At 52.2% G+C, this 23,776-nt stretch carries 22 protein-coding genes; 7 read left to right on the plus strand and 15 right to left on the minus strand.

Translation table 11 applies throughout. The annotated features are described in order from the left end of the window. Nucleotides 1–11: 11 nt before the first annotated feature. The 5 genes from trpE to lexA are packed head-to-tail and all read left to right on the plus strand — an operon-like array spanning nt 12 to nt 4,618. Nucleotides 12–1,451: an anthranilate synthase component I gene (trpE, locus tag G523_RS0112835; RefSeq protein WP_022695467.1), complete on the plus strand. Its 1,440-nt coding sequence runs from the start codon at nt 12–14 to the stop codon at nt 1,449–1,451. After that, nucleotides 1,448–2,023 carry an anthranilate synthase component II gene (locus G523_RS0112840; RefSeq protein ID WP_022695468.1) on the plus strand — a complete coding sequence of 192 codons (576 nt, stop codon included), beginning with the start codon at nt 1,448–1,450 and terminating at the stop codon, nt 2,021–2,023. Before trpE ends, G523_RS0112840 begins: the two co-directional genes overlap by 4 nt. Nucleotides 2,024–2,054: 31 nt before the next feature. After that, on the plus strand, nt 2,055–3,080 hold the full coding sequence (gene trpD, locus G523_RS0112845) for an anthranilate phosphoribosyltransferase (protein ID WP_022695469.1): 1,026 nt from the start codon (nt 2,055–2,057) through the stop codon (nt 3,078–3,080). After that, nucleotides 3,077–3,877: an indole-3-glycerol phosphate synthase TrpC gene (locus G523_RS0112850; protein WP_022695470.1), complete on the plus strand. Its 801-nt coding sequence runs from the start codon at nt 3,077–3,079 to the stop codon at nt 3,875–3,877. The genes trpD and G523_RS0112850 overlap by 4 nt, the downstream gene beginning before the upstream one ends. Before the next feature lie 57 nt (nt 3,878–3,934). Continuing rightward, nucleotides 3,935–4,618, plus strand: coding sequence for a transcriptional repressor LexA (gene lexA / locus G523_RS0112855; RefSeq protein ID WP_022695471.1), 684 nt, complete (start codon nt 3,935–3,937; stop codon nt 4,616–4,618). A gap of 5 nt (nt 4,619–4,623) precedes the next feature. Here lexA and G523_RS0112860 read toward each other — a convergent pair whose 3' ends face one another. Then, nucleotides 4,624–6,624 (minus strand): ComEC/Rec2 family competence protein, encoded by a 2,001-nt coding sequence (locus G523_RS0112860; RefSeq protein ID WP_022695472.1) that lies wholly within the window; start codon nt 6,622–6,624, stop codon nt 4,624–4,626. A 67-nt stretch (nt 6,625–6,691) separates the two neighbouring features. On the opposite strand from G523_RS0112860, the gene gltX reads away from it, so the two are divergent. Together gltX and gltA are read left to right on the plus strand one after the other, a co-directional pair. Beyond that, nucleotides 6,692–8,167 (plus strand): glutamate--tRNA ligase, encoded by a 1,476-nt coding sequence (gltX, locus tag G523_RS0112865; RefSeq protein WP_022695473.1) that lies wholly within the window; start codon nt 6,692–6,694, stop codon nt 8,165–8,167. Between the two features lie 14 nt (nt 8,168–8,181). After that, nucleotides 8,182–9,486: a citrate synthase gene (gene gltA / locus G523_RS0112870; protein WP_022695474.1), complete on the plus strand. Its 1,305-nt coding sequence runs from the start codon at nt 8,182–8,184 to the stop codon at nt 9,484–9,486. A gap of 47 nt (nt 9,487–9,533) precedes the next feature. On the opposite strand, the gene lpxB is transcribed toward gltA, so the two are convergent. From lpxB to rpsB, 14 genes are all read right to left on the minus strand, one after another. Next, the gene (lpxB, locus tag G523_RS0112875; RefSeq protein ID WP_022695475.1) at nt 9,534–10,685 is read right to left on the minus strand and encodes a lipid-A-disaccharide synthase; all 1,152 of its coding nucleotides are present in this window, start codon (nt 10,683–10,685) and stop codon (nt 9,534–9,536) included. Beyond that, a complete protein-coding gene (locus tag G523_RS0112880; protein WP_027441724.1) occupies nt 10,682–11,524 on the minus strand; it encodes an LpxI family protein in 843 nt (280 codons plus the stop codon). The genes lpxB and G523_RS0112880 overlap by 4 nt, the downstream gene beginning before the upstream one ends. Before the next feature lie 9 nt (nt 11,525–11,533). Continuing rightward, entirely contained in the window at nt 11,534–12,322 is a 789-nt protein-coding gene (lpxA, locus tag G523_RS0112885; protein WP_027441725.1) for an acyl-ACP--UDP-N-acetylglucosamine O-acyltransferase, read from the minus strand. A 5-nt stretch (nt 12,323–12,327) separates the two neighbouring features. Next, nucleotides 12,328–13,338, minus strand: coding sequence for a UDP-3-O-(3-hydroxymyristoyl)glucosamine N-acyltransferase (lpxD, locus tag G523_RS0112890; RefSeq protein WP_022695476.1), 1,011 nt, complete (start codon nt 13,336–13,338; stop codon nt 12,328–12,330). A gap of 14 nt (nt 13,339–13,352) precedes the next feature. Further along, entirely contained in the window at nt 13,353–13,943 is a 591-nt protein-coding gene (locus G523_RS0112895) for an OmpH family outer membrane protein (RefSeq protein ID WP_022695477.1), read from the minus strand. A gap of 20 nt (nt 13,944–13,963) precedes the next feature. Continuing rightward, nucleotides 13,964–16,507 carry an outer membrane protein assembly factor BamA gene (gene bamA / locus G523_RS0112900; RefSeq protein ID WP_022695478.1) on the minus strand — a complete coding sequence of 848 codons (2,544 nt, stop codon included), beginning with the start codon at nt 16,505–16,507 and terminating at the stop codon, nt 13,964–13,966. A 44-nt stretch (nt 16,508–16,551) separates the two neighbouring features. Continuing rightward, entirely contained in the window at nt 16,552–17,745 is a 1,194-nt protein-coding gene (locus G523_RS0112905) for a M50 family metallopeptidase (RefSeq protein WP_022695479.1), read from the minus strand. Nucleotides 17,746–17,765: 20 nt separating this feature from the next. Further along, nucleotides 17,766–18,938: a 1-deoxy-D-xylulose-5-phosphate reductoisomerase gene (gene dxr, locus G523_RS19285; RefSeq protein ID WP_022695480.1), complete on the minus strand. Its 1,173-nt coding sequence runs from the start codon at nt 18,936–18,938 to the stop codon at nt 17,766–17,768. Then, nucleotides 18,938–19,771: a phosphatidate cytidylyltransferase gene (locus G523_RS19290; RefSeq protein ID WP_081648820.1), complete on the minus strand. Its 834-nt coding sequence runs from the start codon at nt 19,769–19,771 to the stop codon at nt 18,938–18,940. The genes dxr and G523_RS19290 overlap by 1 nt, the downstream gene beginning before the upstream one ends. Continuing rightward, a complete protein-coding gene (locus tag G523_RS0112920; RefSeq protein ID WP_027441726.1) occupies nt 19,768–20,505 on the minus strand; it encodes an isoprenyl transferase in 738 nt (245 codons plus the stop codon). The genes G523_RS19290 and G523_RS0112920 overlap by 4 nt, the downstream gene beginning before the upstream one ends. A gap of 20 nt (nt 20,506–20,525) precedes the next feature. Further along, on the minus strand, nt 20,526–21,086 hold the full coding sequence (gene frr, locus G523_RS0112925; RefSeq protein ID WP_022695483.1) for a ribosome recycling factor: 561 nt from the start codon (nt 21,084–21,086) through the stop codon (nt 20,526–20,528). A gap of 10 nt (nt 21,087–21,096) precedes the next feature. Beyond that, nucleotides 21,097–21,840, minus strand: a complete 744-nt coding sequence (gene pyrH, locus G523_RS0112930; RefSeq protein ID WP_022695484.1) for a UMP kinase — start codon at nt 21,838–21,840, stop codon at nt 21,097–21,099. 68 nt (nt 21,841–21,908) lie between these two features. Further along, on the minus strand, nt 21,909–22,823 hold the full coding sequence (tsf, locus tag G523_RS0112935) for a translation elongation factor Ts (protein ID WP_022695485.1): 915 nt from the start codon (nt 22,821–22,823) through the stop codon (nt 21,909–21,911). Nucleotides 22,824–22,865: 42 nt separating this feature from the next. Further along, nucleotides 22,866–23,657 carry a 30S ribosomal protein S2 gene (rpsB, locus tag G523_RS0112940; protein WP_022695486.1) on the minus strand — a complete coding sequence of 264 codons (792 nt, stop codon included), beginning with the start codon at nt 23,655–23,657 and terminating at the stop codon, nt 22,866–22,868. Nucleotides 23,658–23,776: the final 119 nt, after the last annotated feature.

Raw genomic sequence — 23,776 nt, forward strand, 5'->3', positions numbered from 1 at the left:
AGAAGTTTATAATGGCCGATCATCTCATTGTACGCCGACGTATCGCGGATACGGAAACGCCGATTTCCGCGATACTCAAACTCGGTGCTGAAGAACCTGGCCACTTTCTGTTTGAATCCATTCAGGGTGGTCATCAGCTCGGACGATATTCTTTTATTGGTGTGAAACCTGATCTCTGGTGGCGTGTTCAGGACGGCGTTGCTCAAACCAGCCGGTCTTCTGACTTTTCAGAAATCGTAGCATCTTCTGATGAACCGCTAGTCGACCTTGACCGATTCACAGAGGCTGCTCGAGCAGGGTCTGAGGAAGATCTGCCTCCTATGGCGGCTGGCGCCTTTGGCTATCTCGGATACGATATGGTCCGTTACTATGAGCCAGTGGGCGAGAAACCTAAGCAGGTTCTTCCGGTACCGGAGGCCGTGCTGGTTCGTCCACGAGTTGTGTTGATTTTTGATCACCTGTATCAGGAACTTATTCTCGTCGCTTCCGTACGCATATCCTCCGATGGTACAGAAGCAGAAGCGAAAGCGGTTGAAGCTCTCGATGAAGTTGAAGCAGCCCTCGACGGCCCCGGCTCTCCAACGCCGCGCGGTCAAAGCGAACGAGTTTTGGAATTTACGTCCAACTTTTCTGAAGAAACCTATGCCGATGCGGTTGAGAAGGCGCGTGACTACATCAAAACAGGCGATATTTTTCAGGTCGTTCCTAGTCAGCGCTTCACCTGCAACTATCCTTACTCATCCCTCGCCTATTATCGCTCGCTTAGATCGCTGAACCCATCAGCATTCATGTTCCATATGCGACTTGGCGATGCCCAGCTCGTTGGTAGCAGTCCAGAAATCCTCGTTCGCGTTCGCGACGGCCGCATGTCAGTCAGACCGATTGCGGGCACACGGCCAAGATCTAACGATAAGGCGGAAAACCTGCGTCGTCAGGAAAGCCTGCTGAACGATGCTAAAGAGTGCGCTGAACATTTGATGCTGCTCGACCTCGGTCGAAACGATGTCGGTCGTGTCTGTCAATATGGCAGCGTTGAAGTAACGGAATCCTTTGTCGTCGAACACTATAGCCATGTTATGCACATCGTCTCGCAGGTCGAAGGCAATCTTCGCGACGGCAAAACGCTGAAAGATGCGTTGATGGCCGGGTTCCCTGCAGGCACCGTTTCTGGCGCACCAAAAATTCGCGCAATGCAGATTATCGATGAGCTCGAAGGAAATTCGCGCGGTGTTTATGGCGGAGCCGTTGGCTATTTCGGATGGAAGGGTGATCTGGACACCTGCATCGCTTTGCGTACCGCAGTGATAGAAAACGACCGCTTGCACATTCAGGCCGGTGGCGGCGTCGTGCTCGATAGCGATCCCGAATACGAATATCAGGAAACAATGCATAAATCTCAGGCCCTGAAACGGGCCGCAGAGATGGCTGCGCGGTTCGAGGGCAATCAATGATCCTCCTCATCGATAACTATGACAGCTTCACCTACAATCTGGCGCATTACCTCGCTGACGTTGGTGGAGAAGCGCACGTCATTCGTAATGATGAAATGACCGTTGAAGAGGCGCTGGCACTTAAGCCCGAAGCCGTCGTGCTGTCACCGGGCCCGTGCACGCCGAACGAAGCTGGAATATGCGTCGATTTTGTTAAACGTGCACCTGACTCATTGCCGATTCTTGGTGTTTGCCTTGGCCACCAATCCATTGGGCAGGCTATGGGCGGTGACGTAGTCACGGCGATGGAAATTCGTCACGGTAAAATCAGCACAATCACACAGAAAGGCGGCGCTCTGTTTGAGGGGCTCCCTGAAACGTTTGACGTTGTTCGGTATCACTCTCTGGCGGTCGCACCTCCAAGCCTTCCGGATTGCCTGATCGCAGATGCTTTTACCGACGACGGTGAGATCATGGCGATACACCATGAAACACGTCCTGTTTTTGGCGTTCAATTTCACCCGGAGAGCATTAAAACTGAATACGGCCATGAGATCCTCGCAAACTTTCTAAAAGTCGCGAAGAGCGTATAAAGCCCTGCCAGACTGAACTTAGGGAACAACCATGACGGACGTTATTTCTAATGCAATCAAGTCTATTGCACGCAAAGAATCCCTCAGCGTTGAAATCCTTGAAGGCGCGTTTTCTGAGATTCTCAGCGGCGAAGTTCCTCCCGAACGCATCGGGGCATTCCTGATGGGTCTGGCTGTTCGCGGTGAAACAAGCACCGAGCTCCTTGCCGGAGCCCGCATCATGCGACGTACGGCAAAAAGGATAAAGTTGGACGGTGTCGTTCTCGATACCTGTGGCACTGGCGGCCTTGGCTGGGCCAGCCTCAACACGTCGACCGCCAGCGCCATCGTGACCGCAGCTTGCGGTGTGACTGTGGCCAAACACGGAAACCGTTCCGTACCGCCAAAAACCGGCTCAGCTGACGTGCTCGAGGCGTTAGGTGTAGGTCTGGACATCTCTGAGGAACAATTCCTCGACGCAATCAGAACTGCCGGAATTGGCTTCCTCTTCGCCAGATCGCACCACTCCGCGATGCGCCATGTTGCACCTGTACGCGCCAGCCTCGGCATTCGCACAGTGTTCAACCTGCTAGGCCCACTTTCGAACCCAGCTGGAGCGAGTCACCAGATTTTGGGTGTCTATGACTCTCACTGGCTGCGACCGATGGCGGAGACTCTTCAAGCTCTGGAAATCGAGCGCGCCTGGGTCGTGCATGGCAAGATGAACGATGGTCTAGCAATTGATGAGCTGTCGATTGCCGGTGAAACGCTTGTTGTAGACGTTACCGAGAATGGTTTGGATGAAATCATGATCCACCCTTCCGACGCGGGACTTCCAGTGAGTCCGCTGTCTACGCTCCGGGGCGGAACCCCGGATCAGAATGCAAAAGCCATTACTGATCTTTTCTCAGATAAGGCTTCCCCATTTCGGGATGCGGTCGTCTTAAACGCCGCTGCCGGCCTCCATCTCACAGGCAAAGCGACTACGCTATGCGACGGGGCGGAGATGGCTTCAGACGCCATCGCGTCAGGCGCAGCAAGAGAGACACTCAACAAGCTAAAGGCAGCGACGTCATGACGACCGCGCTAGATCGAATTAACGCATACAAACGAGATGAAGTGAAAGCGCTGCGCGCAGAGCGCACCGAAGATTCCTATCTCCGCGACATTAAAACGCTCCCTGCTCCGCGTGGCTTTCTTTCAAGCATGAATGCAACGGTAGCTGCCGGGCGAAACGCGCTCATTTGTGAGATTAAACGAAAGAGCCCTTCAGCTGGTGACATTCTCATGGGCGCGGACCCGGCAGCAGTTGCGCGAGACTATGAGAATGGTGGAGCAACCTGTCTCTCAGTTCTAACAGATGGCCCGAGTTTCGGCGGCAGCCTCTCTGACCTGAAACTGGTTCGAGACGCTGTTTCCATGCCAATCCTTAGAAAAGACTTCATGCTGGACCCGATCCAGATACTGGAAGCGCGAGCCCATGAAGCCGATTGTATTCTGATCATCATGGCATCGTTTGATAATGCCCTCGCTTCAGAGCTCCTCCATACCGCGAAGGATGTCGGGCTTGATGCGCTTGTAGAAGTTCACGACGAAGCAGAGCTTGAGCGGGCTCACGCAATGGGTGCCGATTTTATCGGTGTGAATAATCGTAACCTCAAAGAAATGACGACCGATCTCGGCGTCTCTGAACGGCTCGCGTCAGGCGCCGATGCCAACAATCTCATGGTGTCCGAAAGCGGTGTGAAGACCGTAGGAGATATCAAGCGTCTCCGTATGAGCGGTTATAAGCGTTTCCTTATCGGCGAAAGCCTCATGAAAGAAACAGAACGCGAACTCGCTGTAAAAAACCTTGTTTATACTACAGAGAATTGACGAACAAAACGAACGGATGTAGAACAAAATGCGACTCAAATCAGATCGGAACTTAAAATGCTTACGGTCAAACAGCGCGAATTGTTGCTCTTTATCCACCATCGTATCCAGGAAACTGGTGTTTCTCCTTCTTTCGACGAAATGAAAGAGGCTTTGGACCTCGCGTCCAAGTCTGGCATTCACCGTTTGATTACCGCGCTCGAAGAACGCGGCTTTCTTAGACGCCTAGCTAATCGAGCCCGCGCACTCGAAGTGATCAAGCTTCCTGATTCAGCTGCTTCCGGCGGAACACAAAGCCGACCAAAAGGACCGTTCAAGCCAAGCATCGTTTCAAATGAATTCGAAGCAGAAGTTCCGGCGAACGACACTGTGCCGCTTCTTGGTCGTATCGCGGCCGGCGTTCCGATTGAAGCCATTCAGCATGAAGTCGACCGAGTCGTGCCACCGCAAGGGATTGAAGGCCGTGATCACTTCGCGCTTGAAGTAAAAGGTGACTCGATGATCGAAGCCGGAATTCTTGATGGCGACATCGTCATTTGTAATCCGGGCGAGACAGCAGTTTCCGGCGACATCGTTGTTGCGTTGATCGATGAGGAAGAAGCAACATTGAAGCGCTTCCGCAAAAAAGGCGGCTCTATTGCACTGGAAGCTGCCAACCCAAAATACGAGACCCGTATATTTGGTCCTGACCGGGTGCGCGTTCAGGGTAAACTCGTCGCTCTGATCAGAAAGTACAATTGAACCGGTTAGTGGCAGTCCGGGTAATTGTTACTCCAAGGTCGGCATCTGTATCGGTCTGACCAACGAATTTCGAATTCTTCGCCAGATTCAAAGATGTGAGCGACCCTCGGGTCGCTCTTTTCTATTTGAAAAGAATTGCCACCAACGCCTGTGAGTTGGATGGCATTTTCAGTTGGCTCTACGCGCGCTAAGCCATCAAGAACTTCACAGCCTTCCGTGCAAACGAGTTCGCGGACGTCCGTAAAGCGTAAAGGGCGTAGGCCTCTGCCTCCAATATCAAGTTCGATCCACTCTGATTGTTCGCGAACGAAAATATGTCCAGCGCCGTCATAGATCATTGTCGGCTTGGGGGACATCAGCCACATCACCGCCGCTATACCCGAAAATGCGATCATGACAGCGATGCGATTGCTTCGAACGATCGTCCAGCACGCTAAAGCTCCAACCATTGCGAGGAAAACCCCTACGGGCATTTGCCCTGGAACAAAGCGTCGCCAACCGTTCCAGTCCTGCGTAAAATGAGCAGCAAGATCTAACACCCATCCCAATGCATGTGTAAGAGCCTCGAGTCCCATATCGCCTAAACCAAACGGCAATAGAACGACGCTAATGGCCGCGATCGGAACGCATACCAGCGTGATTATCGGCATGATCAGAATGTTCGCGAAGAAACCTAAGGGTGCAGCCCGTCCAAAATGGTATAGCGCGAAAGGCATCGTCGCTAACCCGGCTATCCAGCTTGTTCGAACCAGCCCATCCAGAAATGGGAGCACTGACTTGTGAAGCACACCTTGCCGCGCTATCTTTTGTTTATCGAAATTCCGATAGCCGGCGAGTAGAGCGCCAGTCGCGGCAAAGCTCATCTGAAAGCCAGGCGTCAGAACAGACCAGGGAGCCAGAAGCAGAACCGACATCATCGCGATGGCCAATGCTTGAAACGATAATAAGGGTCGGTCGAATAGGGAGTATACTAGGACCGACATCACCATGATGTATGCACGCTGGGTCGCCACACTAGCGCCGGAAAACAACAGATACGCAGTAATAGCGGCTAACGAGCCTATGCCAGCAACCTTCTGCAGCGGAATACGCAACGCGATTTTGGGAAATAGCGCCAAAATGCGGAAGATGCCGAAATAGAAAACCCCCGCGGCCAGCCCCATATGCAGTCCTGATATCGCTAGCAAATGCGCCAGACCTGACGCCCTCAAAGTCTCCTCGTCTTCCTCGGAAAGATAACTTCTATTTCCCGTCAGCAAGGCTGCTGCGAGCCCGGCGCCATCGCCGGACATAGACGCGATATGAGCCGCAAGCTGTCGTCGCTCAGCGTTCAACCAAAGCGTAAAGCCGTTCACTGAGCTATCGGCTTGGGAAAGTCTACCCGGCTCGCATTGCCCGAACACATAACCAACAGCACCCAGTCCATCAAAGAACGCGTTGCGCTCGAAATCATAGTCTCCCGCAAGCATTGGCGATGGTGGAGGCTGAAGAGAGGCAAAACACCGTACAAAACGGCCGGGCATGAGTGCGTCATCAGGACGCTGTGATAGTCGGACAGTTTCGGGCAGATTTTCGGGAAAGATATCGGATATTGCGTGAACATTTATCGAGACGCGCATTCTTTCTGAATGACCGGAGATTTCGGTCACCCACCCCTCGACCATGACACGCTCAAAAGGTACATGAATTCCCCTACATGGCATTGTGTACGTGCGAAAAGCGCTGTAGCAAAAGCCGAAAATAGCGAAGGCCATGAGAATAAGCGCAAACTCTGGCAGAGCCCGCAATGACGACGCCACGCGCATCGCCATAAAACCCCCGATAACCAAGGCGGTTAAGGCGCATGCATAGGCAAACCAGCCGGGTTCTTGATCGCCTGCAAAGTACGCAGCACAACCCGCTGCGAACGCAATAGGCACCCAGAGCATGCGTTGGAAATAGCCTTGGCTTGTTTCGCTTTTGAGAAGCAGCAGCTTCTTCGCAGCCCGTTGGCCGTCCAGGCTCACATTACGAACCAGCCGCCTGCGTCCGGACGACGTTAGCGTGCTCCGAACAGGATTTACGAGGCGTTTAATGACTGTAATCACCCGCTTTGCTCCCTCACCAACGGGATTTTTGCATATTGGCGGCGCAAGAACAGCCCTTTTCAACTGGTTGTTTGCACGTCACCATGGCGGGAAGTTCCTTCTGCGCATTGAGGACACCGATCACAAACGCTCCACTCAGGAAGCAATTGACGCAATTCTCGCAGGAATGAAGTGGCTCGGGCTTGAATCCGACGAACCGCCAGTCTTCCAAAGCCAGCGCGCCGATCGCCACGTAGAGGTCGCGCAGCAATTGCTCGCAAACGGAAAAGCTTTCAAGTGCTACGTAACGCCGGAAGAATTGGCTGAGCGACGTGAAAAGGCTCAGGAACTACTCGCTCAGACGAAGGCGGGTGAAGGCTCTCCTGAAACCATTGAAGCCAAGAAAGCCGAAGCCAACGCCTTGATGGCTGCTTTTCGTTCTCCGTACAGGGACGGAAAAGACGCGCCATCTGACGATGCCCCTTATGTTGTACGATTGCGCGCGCCAGACGATGGAAAGGTTGCGCTCTCTGATGACGTCCAAGGCAACGTCAGCATCAGCGCTAAAGAGATTGATGACCTCATTCTTTTGCGAGCTGATGGCACGCCGACCTATATGCTTGCTGTCGTGGTTGATGACCATGATATGGGCGTGACGCAGGTTATTCGCGGCGACGACCATTTGACGAATACCTTTCGCCAGATTCCGATTTTCGAAGGCATGGGTTGGACGCTGCCGAAATACGCCCACATACCTCTGATCCATGGCCCTGATGGCGCCAAACTGTCCAAACGACATGGCACTCTTGGTGTCGAAGCGTATAAGGATATGGGCTATATTCCGGACGGTCTTAAGAACTACCTGCTCCGACTTGGCTGGAGCCACGGAGACGACGAATTCATTCCAACCGATAAGGCCGTGGAATGGTTCGATCTATCCGGCATCAACAAAGGTGCCTCTCGGATGGATTTCGAGAAGCTAGCCTTTATCAACGGGGAACACCTTCACCGTTTGGATGATGCCACCGCCCTTGATCTGCTGCTCAAGAACGCTCAAAAGGAGCAAGCGCTTACCGATGCCGCGAAATCACGCATTGAAGCAGCAATTGCTGTCCTGAAAACGCGCGGACAGACAATTCCTGAAATAACTTCGGCTTCTCAGTTCCTTATAGTCGAAAGGCCAATTGACATTAACTCAAAGGCTAGGAAAAAGCTTAAGCCGCAAGCTTTAGAAATCTTAGGAGACCTTCGAAACGCATTAAACGACGAAGAAACCTGGACAAGTGATCAGCTTGAAACCTTGATTCAGCAGTTCTGCGACACACGTGAACTGTCTCTTGGACAAGTTGGTCCCCAACTAAGAACAGCACTTACCGGAGGCCTGCCGGCGCCGGATCTGCACCTGATACTCTTCTGGCTTGGAAAAGCCGAGAGCATTGGGCGGATAGATGACGTTCTGGAATTGATGAATACAAATATCTGAAAGAGGGCATATTGATGGAAAACAAGACGAAACCTAGCGGATCGGCCACACTCAATGTGGGAGATAAAACTCTCGAATTGCCTGTGCTGTCCGGATCCGTTGGACCAGATGTCATTGATGTGAAATCACTCTATGCCCAGACAGGCATGTTCACGCTTGACCCTGGCTTCACGTCTACAGCCAGCTGTGAATCCCAGATCACTTATATTGACGGTGACAATGGCGTTCTTCTGTATCGCGGTTACCCAATCGACCAACTGGCAGACAATTCAAGCTTCCTTGAAACCTGCTACCTTCTCCTAAACGGAGAACTCCCGAGCAAGGCTGAGCTCGACGATTACACTCACACGATCACGCATCACACCATGCTGCACACACAGCTGGATCGGTTCTTTGAAGGCTATCGCCGCGACGCTCACCCAATGGCTGTTATGGTGGGTACAGTTGGCGCTCTGTCTGCCTTCTACCACGACTCCACTGACATCAACGATCCGATGCAACGCATGATCGCGACACATCGCCTGATCGCGAAAATGCCGACGATCGCGGCGCGTGCTTACAAATACTCCGTAGGCCAGCCATTCATCAGCCCACGCAATGATCTCAGCTATTCTGAAAACTTCCTGCGCATGTGTTTTGCTGTTCCTGCAGAAGATTATGAAGTGAACCCTGTGCTTGCAAAAGCTATGGATAAAATCTTCATCCTGCACGCCGACCACGAGCAAAACGCATCTACATCTACGGTCCGTCTCGCAGGCTCTTCAGGCGCGAACCCGTTTGCGTGTATTGCCGCTGGCATTGCATGCCTCTGGGGACCAAGCCATGGCGGTGCAAACGAAGCTGCACTCAATATGCTGCGTGAGATCGGCTCGGTTGATCGCATTCCTGAGTTCGTTCGCCGCGCGAAAGACAAAAACGATCCGTTCCGCCTCATGGGCTTCGGTCACCGCGTTTACAAAAACTATGACCCACGTGCGAAAGTCATGCAGAAGACATGTCACGAAGTTCTGGACGAACTCGACAAACGTGACGAACCACTCCTGCAAGTTGCTATGGAACTGGAGAAGATCGCGCTTGAAGACGAGTACTTCGTTGAAAAGAAGCTCTATCCGAACATCGACTTCTATTCCGGCATCACTCTGAACGCTCTCGGCTTCCCGGTCGAAATGTACACTGTTCTCTTCGCATTGGCGCGTACAGTTGGCTGGATTGCGCAGTGGGAAGAAATGACGACGGACCCGACACAGCGTATCGGCCGTCCACGTCAGATCTACACAGGCGCAACAGAACGCGATTACAAGCCAGTATCCCAGCGATAATCCGCAGGGCATATTCAAACAGAAACGCTCCCCTTGTGGAGCGTTTTTTATTTCAGCAATTCAATCAACGTATCAGCGGCTATCTCGGGAGCCGGTTTGCCGCCTAAGCCCATTCGCTCCAGCGCCTCAAATTGTTCGTGAATTTGATTTGCACGCTTCTGATCATTCGTGAGGAGCTCGCCAGCAGCGTCAGACAGGTTTCTAGCGGTCAGCTGGTCCTGCAAGAATTCGGGGGCGACCTCCTTGTCAGCAGCAATATTGAAGAGCGTCGCGTAGTCGGGTTGATACAGAAACTTGTCGGCGAGGAACCAGGTCAACGGCCCCATACGATAAGCAACGACCATGGGACACCCTTGAGACGCCAGTTCAGTGGTGACGGTCCCTGAACAAGCAAGCGCCACGTCAGCTGCAGACATCAAGTCGGCTTTGGCTTTAACGTTAGTCTCGAAGTGCGTGTCACCTGGCCAGCTGAGATTTCCGCTACGAACAAGTTCTGCCACAGACTTGGACACCAACACTACCGGCTTCAGGTTACGTCTGAACCGCTCGACAAGCCGTGACGAGGCGTCCGCTAGCGTTGGGGCCGTCCTGGAAATTTCGGATTTTCTGCTACCAGGCAAGATCAACAACAAGCGTTGATCTTCAGCTAGTCCAAGCTGGCTCCGGTACTCCTCGCCGTCCCCCGCTTCAAGCCGATCCAATGCGGGATTTCCGATCACCGTGCATGGTAGGCCAAATGGCTCATAATACGGAACTTCCATGTCATGGATGCAGAGCAAGTGATCCACAAGTTTAGCCAGTGTCTTCGCGCGGCCTGGTCGCGTCGCCCACACTTGAGGGCCAACCAATTTAATCAGTTTGATATGTGGCGCCCGCTTCTTAAGCCTCTGTGCGACGCGCAACATAAATCCCCATGAGTCGACGAGCACAACGGCTTTAGGAGCGTTCTCTACTATGAAGTCGGCTGCAGCATTGGCTAGATTGACGACCTGAGGATAAACCTTCAGACCTTCGAACAATCCGAGAACTGAGAGCGGAGAAACATCCAACGGTGAAGACAAATCAACAGAGTCGAGAGCACTACCCCCGATCGCCTTAATTTCTAAGTCCGGCAGTTTGTCTCGCAAAGACTGGATAACTGCGACAGAAAGATCATCGCCAGATGGTTCCGCTGACACAAAGATCAGGTCACAGCTCACGGCCAGTCACCATTTTCACGCAGCGATACCAGCGATATGCCTACCGCGTCGGCAAGCGACTTCAGCTTCTCGACCTCAACCCAAAGCGCCGCATGCTCAACAGCTGCTATAACCTTTAATCCTGCTTCAGCCGCCTTAGAGACTGTAGACGGTCCGATCGTTGGCATATCAACACGCTTGTCCTGCATCGGTTTTGGTCGCTTTAGCAAAGCACCTTTGCGCTCATCTTCCGTTCCACGAATTTCTACGGGCAACCTTACGACGCGCCGCAGCATTTCGTCCGTTCCCTCTTGCGCTTCCACCGCAAGCACAAGACCACCACAAACTACTGCGCCCTGACCGATATCAAGATCGCCGATAGCGCCTGCGATCCGATAGGCTTCCTGAATATCAGCCTTTTCAGAGTCTGTAACAGCCACGCTATTCAACACACCCGCAGGCTGTGTGAGGCCATCCAACAATTCGTGCGCGCCAATAACTTTAAATCCCTCCGATTCAAAGATAGCGACAATCGAATTCAGGAGTGCATCATCGCCGCGCCGTGCCGCTGATATAATTTTCGGAAGCAGCGATACGCCTTTTAAGTCCGGCTTCAGAGACGAAAAATCCGGTCGTTTGACGTTTCCTATAAACGATACGGTTTCACAGCCCTTGGCGCGAAGCGTGGATAAGACTTTGCCGATCTCCGCGATTCCACAGATCTCATGATCAAAGCCCCGGACCCAGTCGCTCTCGAACCCTTTGAGAACGATAATGAAAGGTGCATTCCCGGCATCTTTATGGTGCTCGGCTATCATGCGAGGCACATCGCCCTGCCCCGCGACAAGTGCTAGAGACATGACCTCTCCTTACGCAGCACAGAGCTTTCTGCCAGAGCGAGGATGCTCCACAAAATCCACGATCTTTAAGGCAGCCTCCTCACCAGCGAATTTTTCCCTGACAGTTGAAAGACGCTCTTTGAACGTGCCTTCGTCCCCGAGGAATAAATAATGGTAAACCTGTCGGATCGATTTAAGGTCCGCACGAGAGAAACCACGACGTGTCAGTCCTATGGCATTCAGTGTCGCCAGCTTCGATTCAGTACCCTCAGCAACAGCGTACGGAATGACATCACCAGTCAGCATACAACCCGCGGCGATGAAGGCGTGATCGCCAACCCAGGAATTCTGATGGATAGCGGCACCCCCGCCCATCCAGACCTGATCTCCCAGACGCGCATGGCCGCCGACCATTGAATTTGGAGCAAGAACGCATTTACTGCCGAGCTGAGCATCATGACCGATGTGAGAATTGACCATTAAGAAGCAATCTTCACCAAGGCGTGTTGCATCTCCTGTGCCCGGCGTTGCACCGTGTACAGTGACATTCTCTCTAAGCACGGTACCCGCACCAATAACACATCGGTACACATCGTCCTTCACGCCCAAAATCTGAGGCTTCATTCCAACAGTAACAGATGGATAAAGTTCGCAGCCCGCATGAATTTCAGTATCGCCCTCAACGACTACAAATGAGTGAAGAGATACATTCTCATGAATTTTGGCATGAGGACCGACGGTGCAGTATGGCCCGATGCGCGCACTTTCGTGGATCCGTGCACCATCCGCAATAATGGCGGTTTCATGGATGTCAGCCATCGCGGCTAGTCCTTTTTGCTTTTCTTTTTAGCGTTGAGGCTAAGCCAGGCGACTTCACGCCAAAACTGTTTAATCGGCTGCGCTGGAGCTCCGCCCCAGATTTCACCAGCCGGTACAGATTTGAGCACTGCCGAATTCGCTGCAAGCTTTGCGTGATCTCCGATAGTGACATGATCACTCAAGCCAACACGCCCGCCCATTTGCACCCAATCACCTATTTTAACAGACCCTGACACCCCGCCAAAGGCTGCCATTAAGCTGTTTCGCCCCATATGAACATTGTGACCGATATGAACAAGATTATCGAGTTTGCTGTTTTCGCCGACTACGGTGTCGTCAAACGCACCGCGATCAATACATACGTTGGAACCAATCCCAACACGGTCCTGGATTACCACACGACCAAAATGGGGAATCGCGCTTAAGCCCTGATCGTCTGGAAACAGGCCAAAGCCCGATCCGCCCAATACTGCATTGGATTTGATGGTGACGTCGTTTCCGATAAGCGCTGCCTCGATCACGACATTTGCGCCTATGTTACAGTCGCGTCCGATACGCACACCAGGGCCTACAATCGTATAGGGACCGATTTCAGTTCCTTCACCAATCTCAGCGCCGTCACTTATAATCGCGGTAGGATGAAGGCGGGCATCATCAGTTATACTGGGAGCGCCCAGCCCCGATCCTGTGTCCATGATGGTACGCTGCCTCAGGAAGGCATTTGCCGCCTGAACAAAGGCTTTGTGCGGGTTTTTCACCAATATGAGCGTAAGCGTCGATGGTAACGCGTCAGCGAGTTTTTCGGTCGTGATGCAGGCGCCATAGAGATCATTCTGCTCTGGAGCTTCGACCTTACCAGACGCAAAAAAAGATAAAACTCCGGCTGTCGCTTTGTCAGCCGGAGCGATAGTGATGAGTTCCTGATCTCCATCACCGCGGATTTCACCGCTCGTGAGGGCCGCAACATCAGCTACGGTTAGCTCCCTCAGCGTGTGATAAAAACGCAGGTCGTGCATCTGATGTTGTCAGCCTATTGCGCTGGCGCTGCGGATTGATCTGGCAGCGTTACGCGTGTCACCGGAATGGTTGGCGACGTACGGTTTAGTTCTTCAATCACAGCATCTGTAATATCAGCGTTCGGTGAAACCTGATAAACACCCTGACCATTCAAAACGATATCGGCGTTTCGGGTAGTTCGTATGCTTTCTACTGCCGCACGCATGCGTTCACCCAAAATTTGAAGGGCTTGAGCTTCTGTTTGCTGCAATTCCTGAGAACGACGTTCTGTGGTCGCCATGTGTTGCTGTAAACGACGAGAATAAGACTGTACTTGCTGAAGGAGAGCCGGATTAGCTTCTACCTGTTCACGCGACAGACCGGCCGTCTGTGAGTCAAGAGAGTCACGTTCAGTCTGCAGTGCTTGTTGTTGCGGCGCGAGTTCAGCCTGCATAGCCGAACCAATTTGTTCAACCTTACTATAAAGGTCTTGTCCTCCAGCGCTGTCGCGAACAACACGAGCCGGATCAAGAACAAGCACAGTTTGTGCTGAAGCCAGAGGAGCAATAACGGCGACCGCAATCGCAACACCGAAAGCTTTCATAGCCGATTTGAGTTTAAACATGAACTAAAACCTTTTTATTCTTAGAACTGAGTAGATGTGCTGAAGCGGAATGTTTCCGTGCGGTCATACTCCTCACTTGCTAGTATCTGGGAGAAGTCGAACCGGATTGGTCCGAAAGGAGAATCCCAGAAAACGCTGAGCCCCGCAGCTGCCCTGAGCGATGTTTCATCCTCTGTACGAAGAATCTGGTAGCCTGTTACGTCACCATTTACATCGGTTACCTCAAACACCTGCTCCTGGGTACGGTCAGCTTCATCGAGCAGACCTACAGTGCCGAATTCAGTGAAGAGAGACGTACGTATGCCATATTCCTCAGGAAGAAAATTCGGGACGGCGAGTTCGAGCGTACCAATCGCATAGACTTTACCACCAAGTGAACTCTGATTGCTCGCGCGACGGATGTTTGTCACATTACCCGCTGTGTCCATATCGATAATGACATCCCGGGGACCAAGACCCGCAACATCAAAACCACGGAATGTATTACCACCACGGAAAAAGCGATTATTGATCCGAAGATCGTCATCATTAAATGCGGTAACATAGCCACCACTAAAGCGTAGTGATGCAATAATGTCTCTCCAGATACCACGATAGAAAGTAGCGACACCTTCTGTTTTTACATAGAAAACGTCACCACCAAAACCCGCTACTTCTTGGCTAAATCCAAGATCGAAGCCTCGAGTTGGACGTATCGGATCATTGCGGCGATCCCAGCTGAAGCTATAGCCGACAATAGAAGACAAATCAGTACGTTCCTGACGACAAAGTGACGTACGATCAAGGTTCGCCAGGTCACACTGGTCGACGATCTGGCCTCCATTAGGAATATTATCGGGGATAGGCTCTACCGAAACAATAAAGAATGGGAAGTTTGGATCACGAACAATCCGGCCGTTCCCATCGATCACAATATCCCGATCACGAATTTGCACATCGTCCTGACGCAAAGTATAGCGCAGATTCATGTTCATACGATCCGTCAACGGAAAACCGATACGGCCGCTACCACCGATTGTCTGTGTTTCGTAGTCAGCAATGTCAAGAAAATCTGTACGAGTCGAGAAAATATCCAGACCGGCAACGAGATCACGGTCGAGGAAACGCGGCTCCGTAAATCTCAAATCAATAGTTTGCTGACGTGAGCTTGTCTGTATCCGACTGGCAATATACTGACCACGACCACGCCAGTTTCGTTCTGTAAAGTTAAGATCGAGCAAGAAAGAATCAACAGAAGAGAAACCTGCGGCGAAGGAAACTTCACCTGTTGGCCCCTCGGTTACACGCACATCAACCTCTGTTCGGTCAGGGAGTGAACCCGGGTTTTCTTCTATTTCGACATCCTCAAAGAAGCCTAGACGACGGATTCTGTTACGAGACTGGTCTATCAGTACCCGGTTGAAGGCATCACCCTCGGAAATACGCATTTCGCGACGAATAACCCGGTCGAGCGTACGTGTGTTGCCTACGATATTGATCCGCTCAATGTAGACGCGCGGACCTTCATCGATGGCGAAAACGATGTTCACTTTACGTGTTTCCGGGTCGCGTTCGATACGCGGGCGGACGTCTACAAAGGCGTAACCGGCAATACCTGCGGCGAAGGTCAGGGAATCCACCGTGTCTTCGATCAGATCGCCTCGGAACAGCGTACCTTCGCGGATTGGAATAATCGCTTCCAACGTGTCGGAATTCAGTTTGTCGAGCGCGGTTTCAACCGTGATCTCACCGAAGTCGTACTGCTCACCCTCATCGATTGTGAAAGTGATATAGAAGTCTTCCTGATCAGGTGTCAGTTCAGCAACGGCAGAAACAACCCGGAAATCTGCGTAACCCTGGTTCGCATAGAACTGACGGAGAAGCTCGCGGTCATACTCGAGGCGGTCAGGATCATAGTTGTCATTGGAACTAAAGAAGCGCCAGAAACGCGACTGACGCGTTACAATCTCGCTCCGGAGACGACGGTCTGAATAAACTTCGTTGCCAATAAAGTTGATCGAACGTACGCCCGTCACCGGACCTTCTGTGATTTCGAAAATTAGATCTACGCGGTTTTGATCGAGAGGCACATACTGCGGCGTTACATCTACGGAAAATCGACCGGACCGGCGATAAACTTCCAGAATACGTTGAACGTCTGCCTGAACACGCGCCGCTGTAAAGACGCCACGAGGTGCTGCCTGAATCTCTTCGCTCAGCTTTTCATCATCGTGGGCGCGGTTACCCTCGAAAATCACCTGATTTATGATCGGATTCTCTACGACCTGAACAACCAGATTGTCGCCATCGCGCGCGATAATAACGTCAGCAAAGAGACCGGTTTCGAACAGCGTTTTCAAAGACAGGTCAACACGTTCCGGATCAAACGGCTGGCCCGGTTCCAGAAGCAAATACGACTCAACCGTGCGCGCTTCGATACGCTCGTTGCCCTGAACGATCACACGGCGGATCAAGTCGGAACTTGCCGCCTGAGCATGCGCTTCCGGCGCTAGCAGACCACCAGAAACGGTCGCACCAGCGATAATGGAAGAGAGCGCTACTGCGCTGGCTAAAAATGACCGCATGACTTACCCGTTCCTATCAAATCAACATGCCCCGAGAGTACAAACTACAACCCGCGGAAAACCTCAAGAAGTCCAGCCTCTTCAAAATCACCAAGAGTGATGAAAATTGCCAATGCGGCAAGAAATAAGAGAGTCACGAACTTTGACTTCAGCAGTAGCTCTTCTGAGAGCCCTTTCCCAGTTACGGCTTCGTAAGTGTTGATGACCACCACACCACCATCGAGAATCGGTAGCGGCAGAAGGTTAAAGAAGCCAACCGCTACAGAAATGAATGCAATGAGCTGCAGGTTACTCATCAACAGCATGTAGAGCCGCGTACCCAGACCGACCTGTTCGGCTTCAAGCGTTGTTCGCGCCATGTTTCCAGCGACGCTTGCAATACCTACCGGACCTGACAATTGCTGCAGCGATTCCCGTCCGGTGATGATGCGCCCAAGCATATTCACGGACGAGCTGATCGTTGAAAACGTTTCGGACACACCATAGCCGACTGCTGCGACGGGGTTGAGGTGGTTTCGATCAACGATCTGTCGCGCAAGCTCTACACCGATATATCCAGTACGTTCGGTAATCCCGAGTTCGTTCTGCTGCGTTTCACGTCTCGGCGTCAGTGTAATGTGAACAGTTTCCAAACCTCGGAGCACTTCAATGTCCACTTCATCGTTCGCAGACATTTTTATCTCTTCGAGGATGACCTTCTGACGATCTGCCGCACGCCCATTCACAACAACAAAGATATCGCCCGGCTGGAGACCGGCCTCTTCGGCCACTGAATCTTCAAAAACTGAATGAACTGAAAGGCGCTGAACCGGGTCACCCAAAACCATTCCGATGACGGCAAAAATACCGATAGCCAGAATGAAATTGGCAAAAGGCCCTGCGAGCGCAACGATAATTCGTGCGCCTGCGCTCAAATCAGTAAAGAGCCGACCCTTGGGCTGTTTTTCAGGAGGCAAGTTTCGGCCATCGCTCTCCACGTCTCCGCCATTCTCAATCAGACCATCCTCTGCAACGAAATTCACAAAACCACCAAGTGGCAGCCAGTTAAGGCGCCAACGTGTATTGTTCTTGTCGGTTTTTTCGTAAACTGATTTCCCAAAGCCCATGGAGAAGGATTCAACAGCTGCGCCGAAATATCTGCCGGCCCAGTAATGGCCGAGCTCATGGATCACGATCACAATTGAGATCACGATCACAAACATCACAGGATAGAGAAGGCTTTGAAGCAAAAGCGACATAAAGTGATCGATTTCCCGTTTTAGTTCTTCAGACGCTCTTCAACCCAGGTCCGAACGATTTCGGTGACCTGTAATGCATCGTCCACAGTCGAAACATTGTGTGGCATTTCCGAGCTCTGCCTGTCCAGTGCCCTATGCAGGGAATACTCTACATGCGCAGAGATATCCAGAAAACCGCATTCCCCATTGAGGAATGCTTTTCCGGCATACTCATTAGCAGCGTTGAAGACGCACGTCCCAATGAGACCGGCATCAGATGCCTGCCGCGCCAGTTTTAAGGCCGGAAACCGTTCATCATCCGGCATCCGGAAATCAAGACGTGCCAGCTCGGCGAGATTGAGGCGCTTTACATCCGTAGGCACACGCCCTGGAAGGCCGAGCGCATATGCAATAGGCGTCTTCATATCAGGCGTGCCCATCTGAGCGATTACAGAGCCGTCAGCGTAGGCCACCATGGAATGTATAATTGACTGAGGATGAACCAGAACATCAATCTGAGACTGGGGAATATCGAACAAATAAACCGCCTCAATGAGCTCAAGACCTTTATTCATCATTGTCGCACTATCGAGAGAGTTTTTAGCCCCCATTGCCCAATTTGGGTGAGCGAGTGCCTGCTCTGGTGTCGCCGCGCGAATAAGATCCAGACTCGCATCGCGGAACGGCCCGCCCGAAGCCGTCAAAGTGAACTGTTCGACTTTCTGAGAACCATCCAGGCATTGCAGGATGGCATTGTGTTCAGAATCAACGGGGATGATCTTCGAGCCGGACTTAACAGCGCGTGCCTTCATGATCGGTCCAGCACAAACCATCGTTTCTTTGTTTGCGAGCAGGACGTCAGTTCCGGCATCAATCGCAGCCATTGTGGGCAGTAGTCCGCAGGTCCCCGAAATTGAGGCCATTACTTTATCTACCGGGCGCGACGCCGCTTCTATAACTGCGGCATCACCGGATGTAACTTCGATATCAAGATCAGCGAGGGCGGACTTAACAGTCGAAAACTGGTTCTCATCCTGAATCACGACCGTGTTGGGACGAAACGTTTTGGCTTGTTCGATAAGGAGAGACGCGTTGCGACCGCCGATCAAGGCGTCAATTTCAAACGCCTGATCGCCGGCAGAGTTCGCATAGGAAATCACATCAAGGGTAGAGACACCGATGGATCCGGTAGACCCCAGAATTGTTACTTTCATTATCTGCCCAATCCTAGCGCATGCTCCGGAAAGGAGGGATCAATACTGAAAGCTATGGCGTGCGCAACCAGAACCGCCGAAAAAGAATCAAGCCTATCAAGAATTCCGCCGTGACCGGGAATGATGGCACCAGAATCCTTGACTCCAAATGTTCGTTTCCAGCGGGACTCTGCCAGATCGCCTAATTGAGCGATAGCACTCACCAGGCCGATATAGATTATCCAGTTAATCAAATGGCCTTGCATGATACCTGCAGACAAAGCGCCAAACAGAACCGTGCAAATAACAGCGCCGGCAGCACCGGACCAAGTTTTGTTCGGGCTGTTGCGCGGCGCAAGTTGCGGACCACCAAAACCCCGGCCCGCAAAATAGGCCGCGATATCCGTGATCCATACGGCACTCATCACAATCAGTGTGAGATATAGTCGCCCATCGCTCTGCCCTCTCAATTCGAGCAGACCGTGTACCGCCAGCCCGATAATAAGCCCCCCTACTACCAGCCAGATCGCAGACGACACTCCGGACATTTTGATAAGTGCATAAGCAACAATGCAAAATATAACCGCAATCGCTGTAGAAGGCAGAAACTGAAAATACGCCAGCGAAACTGAGATCAGTACACTCGCACCGACCATATATGCCGACCAATTGAGCGCCAGTTTGGTTGTGACATTCCAGACTTCGCGCCACATGAGTGCTGTGCACAGAATTCCGGCAGCGAGCAGGACGACACCACCGCACCAAACCACGAACAGTCCGGCAGGAATCATCAAAGCTGCAGAAACTACCCTCAGCGAAAGTGTATCTCCGCGACGAGGATCTGGCGTATTCATTCCGATTGCAGCCCGTCCACCGTCAGGCCGCCAAATCTGCGTTCTCGCGACTTGTAAGCATTAATGGCGTCGATCAACTCTGTTTCGGAAAAGTCCGGCCAGAGACAATCCACAAACATCATTTCGCTATAAGCGATCTGCCAGAGGAGGAAATTGCTTAGACGGAACTCACCGCTGGTGCGGATCAGAAGATCCGGATCGGGAACACCGGAAAACCAGAGCCGCGTTGCAAAGGCATCGGAATCGATGTCGGCGGCGTTCATGCGCCCTGCTTCAACGTCGTTTGCGAGCGCTTTGGCCGCTTCGACAATCTCGTCCCGCGCGCCATAATTGAAGGCGATGTTGAGCTGAAAGCGTGTGTTGTGGCTTGTTTTTTCTTCAGCCATTTCGATGAGCGATAGAATGTCGTCAGGCAGCCCATGTCGAGAGCCAAGAACGCGAACGCGCACACCGTCTTTTGCGAGCGTATTCAAATCCTGGCGCACATATAATCGCAGAAGCGCGAAAAGAGAGGACACCTCTTCAGCCGGACGTTTCCAGTTTTCTGAAGAAAACGAAAATACCGTCAGGTGCTCAAGATCGAGGTTTCGACAGGCTTCGACGGTACGACGAAGCGCTTCAACACCGCGTTCATGTCCTAGTTGACGCGGGAGCCCGCGCTGTTTCGCCCAGCGTCCATTGCCATCCATTATGATGGCAATGTGTTTGGGTCCGGAAGCACCAGGGGAAGCCATAATACCCGTCATACAGGGTATTATACCTGCATGATCTCTTCTTCTTTGGCCTTGAGGGCCTCATCGACGCGCTTGATGTACTGGTCTGTCAGCTTTTGCACATCGTCAGAAAAGACTTTCTGTTCATCTTCACTGATATCACCGGCTTTTTGCATCTTCTTCAGAGAATCCATGCCATCGCGGCGCACATTACGCACGCTGATGCGCGCCTGCTCAGCGTACTTGCCAGCAATCTTCGCGAGTTCCGCTCGACGTTCTTCGTTCAGTGGGGGAATTGGAATACGAAGGTTTGTACCGTCGACTACTGGATTGAGACCAAGGCCAGAGTCACGAATGGCGCGGTCAGCAGCACCTACATTCACCTTGTCCCATACATTCACCGCGAGCATACGCGGTTCCGGAACCGAAACAGAACCAATCTGGTTCAACGGCGTTTGGGCACCATATGCCATAACAGTGATATTATCGAGCAGGCTGGCAGATGCACGACCTGTACGCAGGCCACCAAATTCTGTCGAGAGAGCTTCAAGTGCTTTCTCCATGCGCTTTTTCAGCGCCTTTTCATCATAATCTTCTGACATGTTCCTACCCTTAGGTATTCGAAATAACCGTGCAAACACCCTGCCCCGTCAAAACGTTATGCAGAGAACCTTCTTCATGAAGGTTGAAAACCACGATTGGAATATTGCTATCACGTAACAGGCTTACAGCGGAAGCGTCCATGACTCGAAGATCTCGCGCCAGGACATCCTGGTACGTCAGTTCATCATAGCGATCAGCATCGGGCTCTTTTTTCGGATCTGCTGAGTACACGCCGTCAACCTGTGTCCCCTTCAGCATAGCGTCACACCCCATCTCAGCAGCTCGAAGAGCGGCGCCTGTGTCCGTCGTGAAGTAAGGGTTGCCTGTACCCGCTGCAAATATAACGATCCGGCCTTTTTCCATATGGCGAATAGCTTTGCGGCGAATGAATGGCTCACACACTGTATGCATAGGGATGGCAGATTGCACGCGCGTCGGCACCCCAATCGCTTCGAGCGCGGACTGCATTGCGAGCGCATTCATAACGGTCGCTAGCATGCCCATGTGGTCTGCCTGTGCGCGCTCCATTCCCTGAGCGGCGCCCGCCAAACCACGGAAAATATTTCCGCCACCAATAACCAGACAGATTTCAGCGCCGGCCTTGACCGACGCTGCAATCCCTCTGGCGAACCTGTCACAGGTCGCCATATCGATGCCGAAGCCTGTGTCACCCATCAGGGCCTCTCCTGAAATCTTCAGGAGAACCCTTTTGTACCGAAAATCTGATCGAGAAGTTTCTGTTGTCTCGTTCATATGTTCGGCTCCTTTGGCAACATCAGATAGCTTTGCCGGATTCGGTCAAACCAATCCAGCCGAATTAGCTAGCCCTTAGTCGCTGCAGCTACTTCAGCAGCGAAATCAGACTCTTCTTTCTCGATGCCTTCACCAAGCGTAACACGCTTGAAGCCAACGAGTTCAGCTTTCTGAGACGCCAAGAACTGAGCAACTGTTTCGTCCGGGTTCATTACGAACTGCTGTTCAACGAGCACCACTTCTTTATAAAACTTTTGCAGACGACCAACGATCATCTTTTCGATCACGTTGTCCGGCTTGCCAGACTCACGAGCTTGCTCAGTAAGAACCTGCTTCTCGCGCGCGACCAGTTCCGGGTCGAGCTCATCAGTTGTCGCAGCAGCCGGGCTCGTCGCTGCAATATGCATTGCAACTTTACGACCAGCTTCAGCGAGTTCATCAGCCGACGCATCGCCTTTGAGCGCCACCAGAACACCGATACGGCCAAGGCCGTCAGCTGCAGCACCGTGGATGTAGTTCGTGACTACGCCTTCAGGCGACTCAAGCTTTTCAACGCGGCGAAGCGTGATGTTCTCGCCAATTGTTGCGATCAGGCGCGTGATCTGATCAGAGATGGTGCCTTCACCTTCAACAGCTGGTGCAGCCAACAGAGCTTCTGATGTGCCATCTGTTGCGAGTGCAGCTTCAGCGAAACCAACCAGTGATTTCTGGAAGCCTTCGTTACGCGCAACGAAGTCAGTCTCAGCGTTTAGCTCAACGAGGACGCCAGTCTTTTTGTCCGCGGAAACGACTGCAGCAACCAGGCCGTCAGCCGCGACGCGGTCAGCTTTCTTAGCGGCTTTAGAAAGACCTTTCGCACGCAGCCAGTCGATAGCCGCTTCAACGTTACCGTCATTCTCTACGAGCGCTTTTTTGGCATCCATCATGCCCGCGCCAGTTTTCTCGCGCAGGTCTTTGACCAATGCAGCGGTAATCTGAGCCATGTCAAATTTGCCTTTATCTTAGGGGTTACTAAGCGTCAGTGATTATTCAGTTGCTTCGCCAGACTCAGCAGCAGCGAGATCAGCTGCAGCAACGTCTGTGAGGTCTTCAGACTCGCCAAGGTCGATACCGAGACCCGCAGTAGACTCAGCAAGACCGTCGAGAACTGCGTCAGCAATCAAGTTCGCATAGAGCGAGATGGCACGAGCCGCGTCGTCGTTACCCGGGAATGGGAAGTCAACGTCGTCTGGGTCGCAGTTCGTATCAACTACAGCGATGACAGGAATGCCGAGCTTTTTAGCTTCTTTAATCGCAATTTGCTCTTTGTTCGTATCGACAACGAACATCAGATCAGGCAGGTCGCCCATGTCCTGAATACCACCGAGTGCGCGTTCGAGTTTTTCGCGCTCGCGCTCACGGTTGAGAAGTTCTTTTTTAGTCAGACCGGAAACGTTGCCGCCTTCAGAAAGAAGAGCTGTGAGTTCTTTGAGGCGTTTGATTGAATGAGCAACAGTCTGCCAGTTCGTCAAAGTACCGCCGAGCCAACGGTGGTTCATATAGTACTGAGCGCAACGTTGTGCAGCTTCAGCAACAGGATCAGCCGCCTGACGTTTTGTACCAACGAAGAGTACACGGCCGCCTTTAGCAACAGTATCGCGGACCTTTACGAGCGCTTGGTGAAAAAGCGGCACAGTTTTAGAAAGGTCGATAATGTGGATGTGGCTACGCTCACCATAGATGAATTTCTTCATCTTAGGGTTCCAGCGGTGAGTTTGGTGGCCAAAGTGTACGCCAGCTTCGAGAAGCTGAGCCATAGTGAATTCAGGCAGTGCCATTTTTATTTTCTCCTATCCGGTTAGCCGCCGCAGGCATAGCCGGGTCACATGACCCAGCACCGGATGCACGAAAGTGCTGCCCGCGTGTCGGAATAGGCGTGGCTTATACAGAGTTTAGG

This window comes from Ponticaulis koreensis DSM 19734, from assembly GCF_000420665.1.
Lineage (GTDB): Bacteria > Pseudomonadota > Alphaproteobacteria > Caulobacterales > Hyphomonadaceae > Ponticaulis > Ponticaulis koreensis.